The organism is Echinicola soli, assembly GCF_006575665.1.
GTDB classification, from domain to species: Bacteria; Bacteroidota; Bacteroidia; order Cytophagales; family Cyclobacteriaceae; genus Echinicola; species Echinicola soli.
In genome coordinates this window covers 1,078,504-1,094,145 of record NZ_CP041253.1, presented here as the reverse complement: position 1 = coordinate 1,094,145, position 15,642 = coordinate 1,078,504, and the positions used below count along the sequence as shown (strand labels likewise).

Sequence of the window (15,642 nt, the reverse complement as noted above, 5' to 3'; positions counted from 1 at the left end):
ATACCCTATCAATCAATTTTTCGAAAGACCATAATGGCTTGGTCATTGCTAAGCGTTAACTTTAGTCCATCGATCTTAAAATCATACGTTTGGTCGGTAATATGCTGCATAAAAATCCCCTCTGCTTCCAAATTTGGACAGGCCATTTCGGTCGTTGCTGCTTTGGTAAAACTGACTTGCTGCTTGTTAATGGAAATTGCACCGCTGAACCTATTACATCCACCAAATCCATAAAAGCGGTTTTCCATCAAGTTAAACTCTAGATTGGGAGTCTTTCCGTCTTTGATTAGTTGTTCGCCATTTAGGGTCTCTAGGGCCCAAATGTCATTTAGGCGATAATCCCCTTGATAGTCTCCGCAGCCAGAATAGTCACGAAATTCACTGTCTTTGCCTTGCTTGACGCGTACGTTTACTTCATATCCAAATTCCTCTCCAGACATGGTATCTTGACATTTTCTACGGAATACTGTCACGTGAAGTGTTCCCTTTTCTGTTTCTGCCCGATAGCTAACGGCATTTACATCTTGCGGTCTAACCGGTTTCGGGATGGGTGTGATGAGCGGTTCGCCTTCCATGGGCTTAAAGACCATTTGTTTGCTGAAATCCATCTCCAACGACCAGAAAGGTTCATTTCCTCTGGCCTTAAAACCTACAAAAGACTTCTCCTTAAGTTTCATATTGAATTCCTCTGGCTTTTCCTTGGTCAGGAAATAGCGGTCGGCAAAAGGACTTTCGATTGGCTTGCCCTCTATGTCCAGCATTTGTAGGCTGTCACCATGGATTTTAAAGAGGCGCATGCCTTCTTTTTCTTCCTTGTCCAGTACCAACACGTGGTCATCCCGGAAGGAAAGATGGCCGCTATGCTCGGAGACTTGCTCACTCCTTTCCTGATAGACCATCCTTTCGGAATAGCTGGAATCGGCTTTCAAATCAAGCGCATAACTGATCCCTGGGCAATCGGCACAAGGCAAAACGGTATAAAAAGTGCCTGTTGGCAATTCAGACTTTTCTTTGGTACAAGCACTTAATAGCACAAGACTCAAAAAACTTCCATAAAGTAACTGCTTCATGATAAAAGTGTTTATTGTTTCTATAATTACGCAAAATATAGACCAATCGCTACTCCGAGCACATAATTTTTATTGATTATCCGTAATTTTACACGTAGTGGTACCATTACAAAATGCGATTTCGAAGGTTAAGGAAGTCCCTTGGTGATGCCGGTTTAAGAAAAATGAGCAGGCCGGAGCAGTTTTCTTAGATTAAATTAGGTAGCGTATTGTCCTCACTGGAAAACGTGTCCTTCCCAATTTAAAGGGCTTACCACCGGACTGGATTTTCCGTCCTTTTCATCAATGGAAATGCGTAGCATTCATGAAGATCTATTGAAAGTAATTTTACACCTGAATAAAAGGACGGAAACACAATTTATTCAATTATGTTTGGCTACATGTATGATTACGGAGACTCATATAATTTTTATTAAAATCCCTATATTTCACCTATCAATGGCCAACGGGTATGTCAACACATGAAACCAAGACTGAGCTCCAAAATTACCTCAGCAATTACTTTTCCCTAACAACTGACCAGCTTGAGAAATTAGCTGACTTGTTCCAGCTGGAAACACTTGGGAAAGGGGAGTTTTTTGCCCGGTCGGGAAAGCCATGTGAAAAACTCAGCTTTATAAAAAGCGGCTACCTGAGGATTTATGAAACGGCAGAAAATGGGAAGGAAGTCACCCAGTGGATAAGTTCGAAGGGGGAATTCACTACTGACTTGGGCAGTTTGGTCTTTGGAAAAGCAGCTAGACGCCATATTCAGTCCATATCAGCGTGTGAGCTATATACCATCAACAAGCAAGCATACTCCTCCCTTTCCAGTGAAATTCCCCAGTGGCCGGAAATAGAGAAACTGTTCATTGCCAAATGTTTCATGACCCTGGAGGACAGGATTTTTGGCTTTCTGGCCCTGACCGCGGAAGAGCGTTACCATCAGCTTTTTCAATTGAAGAAGCCCTTGTTCAATGAAGTGCCCCTGCATTACTTGGCCTCCATGATCGGCATGGCACCTGAAACGCTCAGCAGAATCAGAAAAAATTATAATTCTTGATCTAGATCAAGATAATCCTACGGGTTTCTCCTGACTTTTGTGATGATCAAAGTAACAAGGCATGAAAATAGCAACCCACATTCACATTAGCGCCAAACCGCAGGAGGTCTGGAAAGTATTAATGGACACAAAGCAATATCCCCAGTGGAACCCTTTTGTGCAGTCCCTGTCCGGTGAGGTGGCCGAAGGTAAGAGGATCAAGGTAAAACTACCAGGCATGACCTTTACTCCTACAGTCTTGGCCCTAAAACCAAACAGGGAATTCCGTTGGCGAGGAAAGTTGCTGATAAAAGGGCTATTCGATGGCGAGCACAGCTTCCAGCTCCAAGCTGCTGACAATGACTGCACCCTGTTTTTGCATAGTGAAACATTCAGCGGATTGCTGGTTCCATTGTTCAAAAAAAAGCTTCTTACCACCACAAATGATGGATTTGAAGCGATGAATAGGGCGCTGAAAAACCGCGTGGAAAGCAAGGCGGCTCAGTGATTTTGGGGATCAAGCGGAAAAGTTGGGAGGATTAGGGTTGGTTTTGATAGCACGCAGATGATGCAGATTAATAAGATTTGCGCTGATTTTTTATAATAAACGCGATTTAAAATACCGTCCTTGCGAGGAAGTATAGCCTGTCCCGAGCTATCGGGAACGTGGCAATCCCGTTTTCAGATACGGGATCGCTTCACTCCGTTGCTCTGCATTCGCAATGACGGATTTATACTGATTTTATAATCTACACATTCCTATTGCTAAATCAAAGAGAAATATGCTTACCAAAACCACCTGGAAATCTCTCATCTTCCAGAAATATTGCTTGGTGCTAAAAAGGAGGCAAGCGAAAAAGTTGAGGGCATGAATCCCTTTATTTTAAAAGGATTTCCTTTTTGTTTTTTTGCCACAAAGATTCCAAGACCCAAAGCTGTTTGTTTTCCATGAAATTTGGAATCCACCTACAAAACACTTCGTGTCTTGGCGACTTCGTAGCTTCCATTTTTATGGCACAAAGATGAACATTCCCTGAATATTACTTGATCAGGAATACTTCCATCTAACGTCGGCAGGCATTTTGGGATTTGCAACACTTCCTTGCTCATCGCAGTCCTGATTAGAGGAAAATCCGCTTTCCTTCAGCATGGCTTTGCTGGGCTGCTTCGATGACTTTCAGCACTTGGATTGCCTCCTCGGGCTTTACTTTTAAGGAAGCTTTTCCTTGGATGGATTCAGCAATATTCTCATAATAGGCCAAATAATTGCCATTGACAGTAGGATAGGAAAAGTGTTTGCCTTCAAGGTAAACGTTCCCATAGGAGGAAGCATCTTCCACGCCCCAATTCTCGCTCCCGGGAACTACGCCGGCCTTAAAGGCAGCCTCTTGGACATCCAGGCCGTATTTGCTATAGCTGCCTTTTTCGCCCAGCACCAAAAACTTCGGCAACGGTGCATTCATCAAGATGCTGGCACTTAGCCTTACCTTGGTCTCGGGATACATCAGTGTAAGGTCAAAAAAATCATCAGCTTCGACGCCCTTACGTTGCTTTAATATCTCTGCATAGATCCAAGTAGGCTGCCCAAATAGCAATAATGCCTGATCGATCAGGTGTGCTCCCAGATCATAGAGGATACCACTTCCTGGTACTTCCTTTTCACGCCAGTTGTCATTGGGCTCAGGCCTGAAGCGGTCAAAGTGTGATTCGAAATGAACGATCCTTCCCAATGTCTCTTCTTCGAGCAGTTTGATGATAGTCTGAAAATCTCCATCCCATCGTCGGTTTTGGAAGGCAGAAAGCAGCATCCCTTGCTTTTTGGCCAATGCCACGAGTGCTTCAGCTTCGGATGAGGTGACCGTGATAGGCTTATCCACCACCACGTGCTTACCCGCTTCCAATGCCATCTTGGCTTGCGGAAAATGATACTCATTTGGCGTACAGATGACGATCAGGTCTACCTCCGCTTTAGCAAGAAGTTCTTCTAGACTTTTGTAAACGGTGACATTAGGGTATTTCTCTTTTGAGTATTGATGGTGCCGCTCCACCACTGCGGTCAGCTCAAGTAAAGGTTCTCGGTGAATCAAAGGAGCATGCATGGTCTGGGCGACTTTGCCAAATCCTACAAGTCCTGTTTTAAGAGGTTGTGTCATTTACAGGTTCATTTCCATGGCTTTCTTCATCAGTTCCACGACTGTATTTACGCCAAGTTTATGATGGATATTTTTTCTATGGGTCTCCACGGTAAATATACTCAGGAAAAGTTCATCCGCAATGGACTGATTGGTATGTCCATCTTTAATCAATGAGAGAATCTGAAGTTCCCTTCGGGAGAGCTTGAATTTTTGTTTAAAAGCATCATAATACTGGTCTTCGTCCACTTGCTTCAGCACCCGCTGGAAGTGCATTACATGATGGCCGTTGATCACTTCCCTAATGGTGTAGATCAGTTCGTCAGGATCGGCATCTTTCAGCACATAGCCGTCCACTCCCTGCTTTTGGCATTTTTTAAAGATATCCTCATCATCATACATTGAGAGCACGATGAGTTTGGTGCTGATTTTTTCTTTGTTGATTTGCTGAATTGCTGCCAATCCATCCATGCCAGGCATGTTCATATCGGTAAGCACCAAATCCACTTTTTTGTTTTTCAAAAACTCCACGAGGTCTTTGCCGTTGTTAAAAACACCCATCACCTGGATATCCTCCTCTTTTTCTAGAAGGTTTGCAATGCCCTTGGCAAACATTTTATGGTCGTCAGCTAAAACTACTCGAATCATCTTTTGGTTGGTGAGATCTCTTAGTATTGATTTTACAAACTTTACTGCTCAAAGGAAAATATATCTCTTTCCCTAATAATCTACCAGGAAAAGAGTGCCAGTGATTATCGATTCAAGCCATTTAGGGTGTTTGCAGCTACTAATTTAACTTTTATCTATTCAAACGGCAATAAAAGTTTGATTTCTGTTCCGATTCCAATGATGGAAGAGAGGATTAATTTTCCGCCAATGGTTTCTATGCGCGATTTTAGGTTGTGAAGCCCCATTCCTTTGGATTTATCATCCACATCAAACCCTTTCCCGTCATCCTTCACGGTTATGCTTAAAGAATCCTTTTTCTGTGCCAGCGAAATATAAATAACCGACGGTTCGGCGTGCTTCATAATATTGTTCAGGCATTCTTGGATGATGCGGATCAGCACGAGCTTTTTATCCAGGTCCAGCTCTATGGGTTCCACATCTGTTTCAAACTGCGTCTTACAAAAGCCGAAGTTTTCGATTTTCTGGAGTTCTCCACTGATAAAATCCAGTAAACTTACTTCTTTTACCCAATCCAGATTAAGCCGCTTGGACAGGGAACGCACTTCCTTAATGGCGTGGTTTATCAAGCGTTTACCCTCTGAGTAGTTTTCTTCGTCCGGACTGTTCAGGGTTAATTTGGCCAGGGACAATATCTGGCCGAGATTATCATGTAGCTCTTGTCCGATAAAGGAAAGCGTTTGGTCCTGGATTTCCTTTTCTACCTTTAGCATGGTTTTTTCATACTCCGCCCTAAGGTTGTCCATTTTTTGGCGGTTACGCAGCTGCTGCTGACGGTGGAGCAATACCATCACGATGATAAACCCACTCATCAGGAGCATCAAAACAATCCCGCTGAGCACTATGAAGAAAATCTGGGTAGGCTCGTAATTCATATTACTCATTTTTAAATACCAAGGGAGCATAAAATGCAAACCCAAATATAAGGTACATCAAGCCAGCCAAAAAACGGTTTACATTACTCAATAATTCAAGCAATTGCATCTCCATAGTATCAAAATACCGGATGGGCATAAAATAAACAAAACCCGAACTATAGAAAAACAGAATGGAAGTCGTAATCCAAAACTCAGGAACGGAGAGGATGTTTACATTTTGGTACCGCTTCAGGCGGAAGATGTCGAAGAAAAACCAAATACAGCATGACAGGATCAGCAGCACTGCTACAGCGAAGCTGATATTTTGGAATTTCTCCGTAATGCTCTGAAAGTACAAGCTGTTTATCACACCAATCATCAGAAAACCGATCAAACCAACCCTGATCAGCTGCTTGCCCTTTTTGGTCATCAGCCGATAAAAATACAGCACAAGGAGGATGGTCTCCAGGTAAACAAAAAATACATTGTAAACGACCAAATTGGGAAGGTTGTGATTTTCAACCAAGTAGTTGGCAACATACTCAAATACGAGCACGGTAAGCAGTAACACAAAAAGCAACTTATAAGATGTGCTTTTTGATTGCAGGTCCCGGAGGAAAAATACTCCTGCACAGGTGATGGAGCCCAGGAAAATACAAATTAAATAAACACTAAATCCCATAAAAAAATAGCATTATGATCCTGATTAAAACAATGAATTGCCCGAATGACGGGCAATTCACCATCAAAGATCGTTAAATCTTTTATAATATATGGCGACGCCTCGCTAATATCTGCTTAAAATCCTCCGTGGATAGATTACAGTCTTATCATGCGCCGACTAACAATTTGGAGGGCAGATTCTTCCACCATTTTCAGCCTCATCCTCTTCATCATCTTGTTCCTCTTCGTCATCACCATCCTCAAAATCGATGGCCTCCAGTCCCTTAAGGTTAGCAGCCTTCTTATTTAAATCATCTTGATCACAAGGCACCATCGCCAGCATCATTCTGCCTACATAATTTGAGCCTAACTCCTCGATAAAACTTTCATCATATTCACCAAAGTAAAACTTGATACCGCCTGTCTTCCCATCGGTCTTTTTGAGGACTTTTTCGATCTGTTCCCTGTCAAACCATATCCATCGGGTTTGGTTGGTGATTTCCCCTTTTATGCCCAAACCTGCCTTGCCACTGCCGATTTCACTCCTGTACTTTCTCGTAACCGCTTTAAACTGTTTTTTCGTGAGGCTGTTCTTCTTATCCTTCATGTCATTTTATGTTTATAGGTGATAAATTAATGATTCCTGAAAATTATACCTTTTCTATTAAACTTTCACTATAAAGCCCTGATCGGATGATACATGTTTGTACCAATAAGGCATAAGTTGAGCTTTCAGTGTCTAATTTAAATCATCTCATAAATCGGTTGCCTGTTTTTTGTATCTAAGGGAGACATCCGGTTATACGACAATGCTTTTGGTTAAGCATATTTCTCCTCAAAAAGGTAGGGCGTATAAAAGGCCAGTCCAAAAGAAAGGTACATGACTCCTGCTAAAACCCTGTTCAGTTTTGTCCAGGCAATGATAATCTCTATGTTGGCAGCAGCATAAAACTCCATAAATCCAAACAAGGTAAGTGCTTCGGCATAAAAGAAAGTAATAAATGCCACAATCCATAAATGTGGGATGCTCAGCAAATCAGATTGTGGATATTTTTCCAAGCTAATCACACTGTAGAAAAACCTGGCCGACAATCCCAGTATAAGCAAGCCCATAGGAAGCAAACTGTAATATTGGAAATGAGCCTGGATTGGCTGAATAGCCATGGAATTATATAGGCTCCAAATCAAAACTACACCAAAAAGCACAAAATATAACCTCTTTAGTTTTTTCTTATGCTCTAATAGGGTAAAGTAGTAGACAATAAGATAAGACTCAACATAGATCCAGCAAACATTATAAAGCAATAGATTATTGATTTGTTTACTGGCTGTATATTCACCCACTGCTTCCAGCAAAAACACAAACAAGAGTGTAATTAGTAGTAATTTGTGAGTAGACTTGTAAGTTGGTTTGTTATAGAAATAGCAGATCATTCCTCCCACTAAACTGCAAAGAATGACCCCTAAATATGCGGTTTGACTCATAAATTTCCCCCTACATTAAAATCTAACCTAAAGACAAGGATAGATTTATAATTGATTTCTTCCAATATGCTAAGGTAACCGCTTAATAATTAGGGGAAAATACCATGATCATGGTATTTTTAGCCTGTAAGAATGAGAATTGTTGGATCAAGTGAAAAGTAGGGTACTACCAATTCAGTAAATAATATATGCACGGCGTGCAAGTAAAAAGGGCACCCTGCCAATAGACAAGGTGCCCTATAACTTATGTAAAACGGCAGGCTATTAAGCTACCTTTTGGCTTTCTTCTTTTTCTTGTTCGATTTCTCTCTTCATCAAGTCTACTACAATCGGTGTAGCGATGTAGATGGAAGAGTAAGTTCCGACCAATACCCCAACAAACAAAGCAAACGAGAATCCTCTCAGGACTTCACCACCAAAGATCAGCAATACAATCACCACGATTATGGTAGTGAATGAAGTGATCAATGTTCTGGCCATGGTTTGGTTGATGGCATCGTTAAACATTCTAACCAATTTAGAAGTACCGCGGTTAGAGATGTTTTCCCGAATACGGTCAAATACAATCACCGTATCATTTATAGAGTAACCGATAACAGTTAGCATCGCCGCGATAAATACCTGGTCGATTTCGAATGTAGCCCCAAAGGCACTGGCAATAGCAAAAGCAGCTACCACAAACAAGGTGTCGTGGGCCAAGGCAATGATGGAAGCCAGTGAATACTGCCACTTACGGAACCTCAAGAGGATGTACAAGAAGATGGCCACCAAGGCAAAGAACATGGCCTCCATGGAGGAGTTCTTGATATCATCTGCCACAGTGGCACCTACCTTCGAAGAACCGGTGATGGCAAAAGAACTGTCATCCATCTGGGCTATATCATTGACGAAGTTAAAGCCCGTTATAGTAGCGATGCCTTCACGTACTTTGGTCGCTACTTCGCTATTGGCCTCATCAGAATCGTCATTGATCAGGTAAGAAGTGGTGATTTTGATAACATTATTGGACCCGTAAGTCTTGGCTTCTACAGAGCCGTCAAAAGCCTTGTCGAGCCCAGTCTTCAGTTCAGATGCAGCCACCGGCTCGGCAAATTCGACTATATAAGATCTACCGCCCGTGAAATCCACACCAAATTTCAATCCGTTGATCGCCGCAAAGGCAAGACCGATGACGATGATACCGGTAGAAATCAGGTACGCCACTTTTCGCTTACCAAGGAAGTCAATACTCAGATCACTGAACAGGTTTTTGGAGAATGGCGAAGTAAAGGAGATTTTGCTTTTCTCCCCTTTTTTGCTCATCCAGTACACAATTACCCGTGTGATGAATACTGAAGAGAAGAAGGAGGAAGCAATACCGATCATCAATACAATCGCAAATCCTTTCACAGGGCCTTGACCAAGGGCGTAAAGAATGGCTCCGGTCAGGAACGTGGTCACGTTGGAGTCAAGGATGGCACTGAAAGCCTTATTATACCCACTGGTAATAGCCTGTAACAAACCAGCTCCAGCTGCCAGTTCTTCTTTGATCCTTTCGAAGATCAGTACATTGGCATCGATGGACATACCGATGGTCAGTACGATACCTGCGATACCTGGCAGGGTAAGTGCTGTGCCCAGCTGCGCAAGGATCCCCAGGATAAAGAAGATATTGAACACCAATGCTGCGATGGCCACAAAACCACCTTTGGCGTAATACGCAATCATAAACAGCACCACAATCACCAAACCGGCCACCATGGAATTGATACCCTGGGCCTGTGCTTCTTTGCCCAATGTCGGGCCGATGATCGCTTCTTCTACGATATTAGTAGGTGCAGGCAAAGTACCTGACTTCAAGATATTGGCCAAATCCTTGGCTTCTTCAATGGTGAAGTTACCGGTAATTTCTGATTGGCCGCCTGGGATCTCTCCAAGAATATTTGGTGCTGTGTAGACATAATTATCCAGTACCACGGCAATCCTTCTACCGATATTTTCGGCAGTCATTTTTCTCCATTTTCTAGCACCGTCTGCATTCATGCTCATGCTTACTGCAGGGTTGGAGCTTTGGTCGAGCACTTGCTTGGCATCAGTGATCACATCACCTTCCAAGGGAGCCTGCTCTGTACCTCTTGGTGTTTCCATCGCATGAAGCTCGAGGAGTTCTTCTCCCTCTACTTCACGAGGCTTCACTGACCACATAAACGTCAGTCCACGTGGAAGTAGTGGTTTGATGTCTTCTCTGTTCAGGATTCTGTTAATGGTAACGGTATCCTTCACGTCATAAACCAACCCATAGTTCGCCTTCAAAAGTGAGAAAAGAGGAGAGACTTCCGAGGATAGCGAGTCGGTCTCATCGCCACCTTCCGCTAGCTGACGCTCCAGATCGGTCATAGTCGTGTCTGATGCAGCTCCAGTGGAATCTGCTTCTGCCGATGCCGCAGCAGGCTTGTTGGTTTTTGCCTCGGCCACCAATGCCGCGTTGATTCTTTGCAGGGCATCACCGTATTCATCAATCTCGGCCACTCTCCAAAACTGCAGCTTGGCCACTCCCTGAAGCAAGTTCCTTACCCGTTCTTGGTTATCCACACCTGGCAGCTCGATTTGGATTCTGCCTGTACCTTGGATTCGTTGGATATTAGGCTGCGATGTACCAAAACGGTCAATACGCGTTCTCAGGATATTGAAAGAACGGTCGATGGCATTTTCCACTTCTTCATCGATGATGCTTAGGATTTCACTGTCGGAAGTTTCCAAGGAAATCCTTCCACGGTTGGCAGCAGTAGCATAGATGGTGTTCAATTGCTTGCCACCGGATTTTTCTTTCCAGGCATCATAGAAAAGATCCACATACTTCTCATTGGAAGTTCTGTTTAGTGCTTCTGCCTCGTCCACTGCTGCATTGAATGCTTCGTTCTTGCTGTTTCCGGCAAGGCCTTTTACAATCTCCACTGGAGAAACCGCCAAGGTAACGTGCATACCTCCCTGAAGGTCCAGCCCAAGTCCAAGCTCGGTCTCTTTCACTTCTTTAAAGGTGTATTCTATGCCCAGAAAGTTATACACCGGCTCGCGCCAGATCGAATCCAGGTAAGATTGTTTTTTTGCGAAATCAAGATTGCCTTCTGCGTCTGTCGCATAGGCGATCGCGTCCTTCTGGACATTACTCGAAACGTAGGTAAATGACAGATAGTACAAGCACAATGCTGTAACAATCACTGTCAAAAACACAATGATCCCTTTATTTTGCATGATTTACTTAAATGAAATAACTATAATTATTGTTGATTGAAATTCAATGGATAATGATCAGCAGGTGTATAAGCCTGCTGCTAGCGGGATGAAAAAGTAACTCTACGGCGCATTGGGAGCCACGATCTGCTCCAATAGTACTTCTAAAAAAAGACTTGGATATCGTGCCTTCGTCGCTTCGGGCACAGCACGTTGCTGTTCAAAACCTATGATTTCATAGATCAGCTTCATCGTGCTCTCAGCCACCAAGCTCGCAAAGGGAACAACGACTGCGTCAGTAGCGACGTCCAAAAACGTCTGATTGTCCTGATCTTCATCCCCGGAATGCCGGGAGTATTCGATGCGGTCACCGTCTAGTGGCTTATCCGTCGAACTCAAAAAATACTGAGAATTGGAAATGATAAAGCAGCAAATAGCCACTAAAAGGATGACCATCCTTTCGTGAATTATATTTCTTTTTGCGCCTTTCTTACCATTCATAGACAGCAAATGTAGCCATTTTTTAAAACAAAAGCATTTTAAAAGAAAAAATGTTAGGGGTTATCTCAAAAGTCAGTTAGCCTATTAATATGGAAAATAATTTGAGTATAGAAAAAAGTAAACATTGTCATAAAGACTCGAAGACACAAATGTTTCCTTTTGATTTGACCAGTAATTGGTCCTTTCAAGTAACTGGCGTTTTGGAGAGATAATAGCTTTTTATTTTGCTTATACAAAGTTGATTTGTCTGCCCCGCCATTTAGTAGGCAAGCTTGTAAGGGATAGAATACTATGATCGCATCATATGCCGTAGGTACATTACATCAAATACAAATAGAAGACGATGCACTTGCTGTGCATTGGAAGATATCCGTGTTTATTACGATCTCCAAGCTTTCATGCCAACGGCATTTGTCACTCCTGATCCACCCTGTAATATAAAACAGTACCTTACTTCGCTTCGGAAAAATTTTACTTATTTTTGTAACATGAAAATTTGTTTTGCTACCAATAATCCTAAAAAGATCGAAGAAGTAAAGGCCGCTTTGGGCAAGGATTTCACCATTGTCTCGCTGAAGGAAATCGGCTACGAAGAGGAACTGCCCGAAACGGGTGATACCTTGGACTTCAATGCCTTCCAGAAAGCACGACATGTCTTCGAAAATTACGGGGTAAGCTGTTTTGCTGATGACACAGGGCTGGAAGTAGTTGCGCTGGAAGGAGCACCTGGAGTATATTCCGGCAGGTATGCCGGTGAACCCCGTAGCGATGAACGCAATGTAGCGCTATTGCTCAAGAACATGCAGGGCAAAACCGACCGTAAGGCTCAATTCAGAACCGTGATCGCATTGATCCTAGACGGCAAGGAATACAGTTTTGAGGGAGTGGCAAAGGGTGAGATCATACAAGAAAGGAAAGGCGATGGAGGATTTGGCTATGACCCGGTATTTCGTCCCGAAGATTACGAGGAGACTTTCGCCGAGCTCAGCATGGAGCAGAAAAATGAGATCAGTCACCGTGGAAAGGCCGTACGCAAGCTCATTCACTTCCTGAACAGCTATCGCTAGCACTTCACCTTTTATTGGCAACGCAAGTATATATTCACGAGGACATTGCTTCACTTTGCTGTCGCATCGTTCGCAATGAATTATAAGTTGTTCCGCTATACTTACATTAATAATAACTGTGCCTTTGCAAGAAATTGTAACTCCATGAGAAAGCCTTATATCGTTGGTATCACGGGGGGAAGTGCCTCTGGCAAAACCCTTTTCCTAAGCAGGTTGCTGCAAAGCTTCGACCCGGGAGAAGTCTGCCTCATTTCCCAGGACAATTATTATAAGCCGATCGACCAACAACCGCTGGATGAGGAGGGGGTAGAAAATTACGACACACCTTTTTCGTTTGATTTTGATGCTTATGCGGAGGATATCAAAAAGATTCAGCGTGGGGAGCATGTTTTTCGCCAGGAATACACCTTTAACAACCCCGCAAAGACTCCGCAGATGCTGGAGTTTAAGCCCGCTCCTGTTGTAGTGGTAGAAGGTATTTTTGTGCTGTATTCCCCCAAATTGACCAACCTGCTGGACCTGAAGGTCTTTATCGACGCCAAGGATTATATCAAGCTGAAACGAAGGATCGTGCGGGACAAAGTAGAGCGGGGCTATGACCTCGATGATGTGCTCTACCGCTACGAAAAGCATGTCATGCCTACCTATGAAAAATATATTGATCCTTCCAAGCACGATGCCGACCTGATCATCCCCAACAATGACAGTTTTGACAATGGCCTGGAAATGGTCAGGATTTTCCTCAAGGAAAAGATCAACAACCAACCTTGTATTTGAGAGAAAATCAGCGCTATTTGTGGGTTGGAACGTTTGAAAGCTTAACCTTAGAAGGAGATTCCAAAGAAAAGGACGAACGCTTGCCCGTTATACGCTACAGCTGTTTACGCGGTTCCGCTGTTCGGGATTTGTAATCCTCGTAAACGCATTCGAAAACACACTATTCCTTTGCCTCCTGTTATGGGACCCATACATAGCCGGCCAGTGAACATGATTTATATCATTCCCAAAACTTTTGTCAGGGCCATAAAAATGGCAAAGTGTTTGTTAAGCTGAACCAAATTAAACCAAGTAATACATGATGAAAAAGTTATTATTCGCAGCATTGACAGTATTTTTACTACTGCAACATGAAGAGTCCAAGGCACAAGTCAGTGTTGGTATTTACCAGCAAAATTTCGGCACCTACCTTGCCATCGGGAGTGATCCGGACAAAAAGATGTTTGGCGAAGGCCGACTGGAAGGTGGCAACGAGGTGGATATTGAAGGTACTTTTGGGTACAATTTTATCCAGAAGGAAGAAGTGAATTTTTACAGCGGCGTCCATGCCGGGATCATCAATGTCGGTGAAGGAAGCTCAGGCTATTTCGGAATTCCATTGGGCGTGTTGGTGAAACCATTCCCCGCTACCAGGAATTTTGGCTTTCTGTTGGAGACGAGTCCACTGTTTATTCCCAATGCAGATACTGCCTACCTCCGTGCCGGAATCGGTCTAAAATATACGTTCCGCTAAAAGACGTTTAATGCCTAATACAAAAAGCCTTGCAGCTACTAACAGCTGCAAGGCTTTTCTATTTTTATTATAATTTCAGCCCCCTAAACATTAGGCTTTGCACCTTCAGTCTTAGCCAACGCTTTGGCGGCCATTTTCCGATTATTTACAAGCGATCTTATTCACCCGGTTAGCATGTCTTCCGCCTTCGAATTCCGTGCTTAGGAAGGTGCCTACCATTTCCTGGGCCAATTCATAGGGGACAAACCTCGCGGGGATAGAGATCACATTGGCATCATTGTGCTGGCGGCTGAGTGCAGCCAGGTCGGTGTTCCAGCAGATGGCTGCACGGATACCTTGGTGTTTATTGGCCGTGATGGCGACACCATTGCCGCTACCGCAGACCACGATGCCCTGCTTAAACTCCCCGGTTTCGATGGCATCACACAAAGGATGGACATAATCCGGATAATCCACGGAAGCATCTGAAAAAGGTCCGAAGTCCTTCACCTCATAACCTTCCGCTTCCAGATAGGCCACTAATTGCTGTTTGTAATCAAATCCGGCGTGGTCACCGCCGATGGCTATTTTTTTTGACATGATTGATATGGATTAATAATCTTCTTCCTCTCGTTCTTCCCGTCGTCTTCGCTCCAGCCGCTTGGCAATCATAATTCCTGCTTCATACAACACCAATATCGGCATGGCAATCAACAGCTGACTGATTACATCCGGCGGAGTGATTATTGCCGATAGCAATAGGATGACCACGATGGCATGCCTTCTGTAGGATTTCAGCATGGCAGCATTTACCAGTCCCGACATGGACAGGAAGTAAATCACCACGGGAAGCTGGAACATCACCGCCGAGGCCAATACCAACATCACCAAGGTGGAGATATACGAAGTGATATCAAACTCATTGGCAATGGATGGATCCAGTCGATAATGCGACAGGAAATTAATGGACAGTGGGGATAGGATATAATATCCGAAAGCAGCGCCCATAAAGAACAGCAAACTTACAAAGAACACCGCCCCTCTGGCTGCATTTCTTTCCTTGGAATAGAGCCCCGGACTGATAAACCGCCACACTTCCCAGAAAACATACGGGAAAGCCACGATCAGACCGACCACCAAACTGGAGGTCATGTGCATGGAAAACTGCCCCGTCATCTGCCTACTCTGAAGGATAAAAGGCAGCTCATCTATACACAACGCCGGGATATTCAGGGCTTCAGAAACCTTGCAAAGCATCCTGTAGGTGAAAAATTCCACCTTGGATGGCCCCAAAATCACCTGTCCAAAAACAAAACTCTTAGAAAGGAAAGCTAGTACGGAGAAAATCAGAACAGCTGCTACGGACCGGACCAAATGCCAACGCAATTGCTCTAGGTGGTCCAAAAACGACATTCCTTCTTCTTCCTCCTCTTCCCGGTATTGATCTAATGCCACGTAAT

The 15,642-nt window shown here is 43.6% G+C and carries 16 protein-coding genes; 5 read left to right on the top strand and 11 right to left on the bottom strand.

Annotation, left to right across the window (positions count from 1 at the left end):
- Positions 1-8: 8 nt before the first annotated feature.
- The gene (locus tag FKX85_RS04530) at positions 9-1,070 is read right to left on the bottom strand and encodes a copper resistance protein NlpE N-terminal domain-containing protein (protein ID WP_141613599.1); all 1,062 of its coding nucleotides are present in this window, start codon (positions 1,068-1,070) and stop codon (positions 9-11) included.
- A gap of 451 nt (positions 1,071-1,521) precedes the next feature.
- Between FKX85_RS04530 and FKX85_RS04525 the strand changes: the two genes are divergently transcribed.
- On the top strand, positions 1,522-2,112 hold the full coding sequence (locus tag FKX85_RS04525; protein ID WP_141613598.1) for a Crp/Fnr family transcriptional regulator: 591 nt from the start codon (positions 1,522-1,524) through the stop codon (positions 2,110-2,112).
- A gap of 61 nt (positions 2,113-2,173) precedes the next feature.
- A complete protein-coding gene (locus FKX85_RS04520; RefSeq protein WP_141613597.1) occupies positions 2,174-2,599 on the top strand; it encodes an SRPBCC domain-containing protein in 426 nt (141 codons plus the stop codon).
- A 613-nt stretch (positions 2,600-3,212) separates the two neighbouring features.
- Here the strand turns inward: FKX85_RS04520 and FKX85_RS04515 are convergent.
- From FKX85_RS04515 to FKX85_RS04480, 8 genes are all read right to left on the bottom strand, one after another.
- Positions 3,213-4,244, bottom strand: a complete 1,032-nt coding sequence (locus tag FKX85_RS04515; protein ID WP_141613596.1) for an oxidoreductase — start codon at positions 4,242-4,244, stop codon at positions 3,213-3,215.
- A complete protein-coding gene (locus FKX85_RS04510; protein WP_141613595.1) occupies positions 4,245-4,871 on the bottom strand; it encodes a response regulator transcription factor in 627 nt (208 codons plus the stop codon).
- Between the two features lie 155 nt (positions 4,872-5,026).
- Complete coding sequence (locus tag FKX85_RS04505; protein ID WP_141616698.1) at positions 5,027-5,785, bottom strand: sensor histidine kinase; 759 nt, start codon at positions 5,783-5,785, stop codon at positions 5,027-5,029.
- A gap of 1 nt (position 5,786) precedes the next feature.
- The gene (locus tag FKX85_RS04500; protein ID WP_141613594.1) at positions 5,787-6,449 is read right to left on the bottom strand and encodes a hypothetical protein; all 663 of its coding nucleotides are present in this window, start codon (positions 6,447-6,449) and stop codon (positions 5,787-5,789) included.
- Between the two features lie 159 nt (positions 6,450-6,608).
- Positions 6,609-7,037 carry a hypothetical protein gene (locus FKX85_RS04495; protein WP_141613593.1) on the bottom strand — a complete coding sequence of 143 codons (429 nt, stop codon included), beginning with the start codon at positions 7,035-7,037 and terminating at the stop codon, positions 6,609-6,611.
- Between the two features lie 212 nt (positions 7,038-7,249).
- The gene (locus FKX85_RS04490; protein WP_141613592.1) at positions 7,250-7,915 is read right to left on the bottom strand and encodes a hypothetical protein; all 666 of its coding nucleotides are present in this window, start codon (positions 7,913-7,915) and stop codon (positions 7,250-7,252) included.
- 264 nt (positions 7,916-8,179) lie between these two features.
- Positions 8,180-11,146 carry a protein translocase subunit SecDF gene (secDF, locus tag FKX85_RS04485; protein WP_141613591.1) on the bottom strand — a complete coding sequence of 989 codons (2,967 nt, stop codon included), beginning with the start codon at positions 11,144-11,146 and terminating at the stop codon, positions 8,180-8,182.
- Positions 11,147-11,248: 102 nt separating this feature from the next.
- Positions 11,249-11,581, bottom strand: a complete 333-nt coding sequence (locus tag FKX85_RS04480; protein WP_229239764.1) for a hypothetical protein — start codon at positions 11,579-11,581, stop codon at positions 11,249-11,251.
- Between the two features lie 533 nt (positions 11,582-12,114).
- Here FKX85_RS04480 and FKX85_RS04475 point away from each other — a divergent pair.
- From FKX85_RS04475 to FKX85_RS04465, 3 genes are all read left to right on the top strand, one after another.
- Entirely contained in the window at positions 12,115-12,693 is a 579-nt protein-coding gene (locus tag FKX85_RS04475) for a non-canonical purine NTP diphosphatase (protein WP_141613589.1), read from the top strand.
- Between the two features lie 144 nt (positions 12,694-12,837).
- Positions 12,838-13,470, top strand: a complete 633-nt coding sequence (udk, locus tag FKX85_RS04470) for a uridine kinase (protein WP_141613588.1) — start codon at positions 12,838-12,840, stop codon at positions 13,468-13,470.
- Positions 13,471-13,768: 298 nt separating this feature from the next.
- On the top strand, positions 13,769-14,203 hold the full coding sequence (locus tag FKX85_RS04465; protein ID WP_229239763.1) for an outer membrane insertion C- signal: 435 nt from the start codon (positions 13,769-13,771) through the stop codon (positions 14,201-14,203).
- A gap of 141 nt (positions 14,204-14,344) precedes the next feature.
- Here FKX85_RS04465 and rpiB read toward each other — a convergent pair whose 3' ends face one another.
- Both rpiB and tatC read right to left on the bottom strand, forming a co-directional pair.
- On the bottom strand, positions 14,345-14,782 hold the full coding sequence (gene rpiB, locus FKX85_RS04460) for a ribose 5-phosphate isomerase B (RefSeq protein ID WP_141613587.1): 438 nt from the start codon (positions 14,780-14,782) through the stop codon (positions 14,345-14,347).
- A gap of 12 nt (positions 14,783-14,794) precedes the next feature.
- A complete protein-coding gene (tatC, locus tag FKX85_RS04455; protein WP_141613586.1) occupies positions 14,795-15,637 on the bottom strand; it encodes a twin-arginine translocase subunit TatC in 843 nt (280 codons plus the stop codon).
- Between the last annotated feature and the right edge of the window lie 5 nt (positions 15,638-15,642).

Coding starts and splice junctions, on each gene's coding strand:
- FKX85_RS04530 (WP_141613599.1), bottom strand. CDS start 1,070: ATGAAGCAGTTACTTTATGGAAGTTTTTTGAGTCTTGTGCTATTAAGT.
- FKX85_RS04525 (WP_141613598.1), top strand. CDS start 1,522: ATGTCAACACATGAAACCAAGACTGAGCTCCAAAATTACCTCAGCAAT.
- FKX85_RS04520 (WP_141613597.1), top strand. CDS start 2,174: ATGAAAATAGCAACCCACATTCACATTAGCGCCAAACCGCAGGAGGTC.
- FKX85_RS04515 (WP_141613596.1), bottom strand. CDS start 4,244: ATGACACAACCTCTTAAAACAGGACTTGTAGGATTTGGCAAAGTCGCC.
- FKX85_RS04510 (WP_141613595.1), bottom strand. CDS start 4,871: ATGATTCGAGTAGTTTTAGCTGACGACCATAAAATGTTTGCCAAGGGC.
- FKX85_RS04505 (WP_141616698.1), bottom strand. CDS start 5,785: ATGAATTACGAGCCTACCCAGATTTTCTTCATAGTGCTCAGCGGGATT.
- FKX85_RS04500 (WP_141613594.1), bottom strand. CDS start 6,449: ATGGGATTTAGTGTTTATTTAATTTGTATTTTCCTGGGCTCCATCACC.
- FKX85_RS04495 (WP_141613593.1), bottom strand. CDS start 7,037: ATGAAGGATAAGAAGAACAGCCTCACGAAAAAACAGTTTAAAGCGGTT.
- FKX85_RS04490 (WP_141613592.1), bottom strand. CDS start 7,915: ATGAGTCAAACCGCATATTTAGGGGTCATTCTTTGCAGTTTAGTGGGA.
- secDF (WP_141613591.1), bottom strand. CDS start 11,146: ATGCAAAATAAAGGGATCATTGTGTTTTTGACAGTGATTGTTACAGCA.
- FKX85_RS04480 (WP_229239764.1), bottom strand. CDS start 11,581: ATGGTCATCCTTTTAGTGGCTATTTGCTGCTTTATCATTTCCAATTCT.
- FKX85_RS04475 (WP_141613589.1), top strand. CDS start 12,115: ATGAAAATTTGTTTTGCTACCAATAATCCTAAAAAGATCGAAGAAGTA.
- udk (WP_141613588.1), top strand. CDS start 12,838: ATGAGAAAGCCTTATATCGTTGGTATCACGGGGGGAAGTGCCTCTGGC.
- FKX85_RS04465 (WP_229239763.1), top strand. CDS start 13,769: ATGATGAAAAAGTTATTATTCGCAGCATTGACAGTATTTTTACTACTG.
- rpiB (WP_141613587.1), bottom strand. CDS start 14,782: ATGTCAAAAAAAATAGCCATCGGCGGTGACCACGCCGGATTTGATTAC.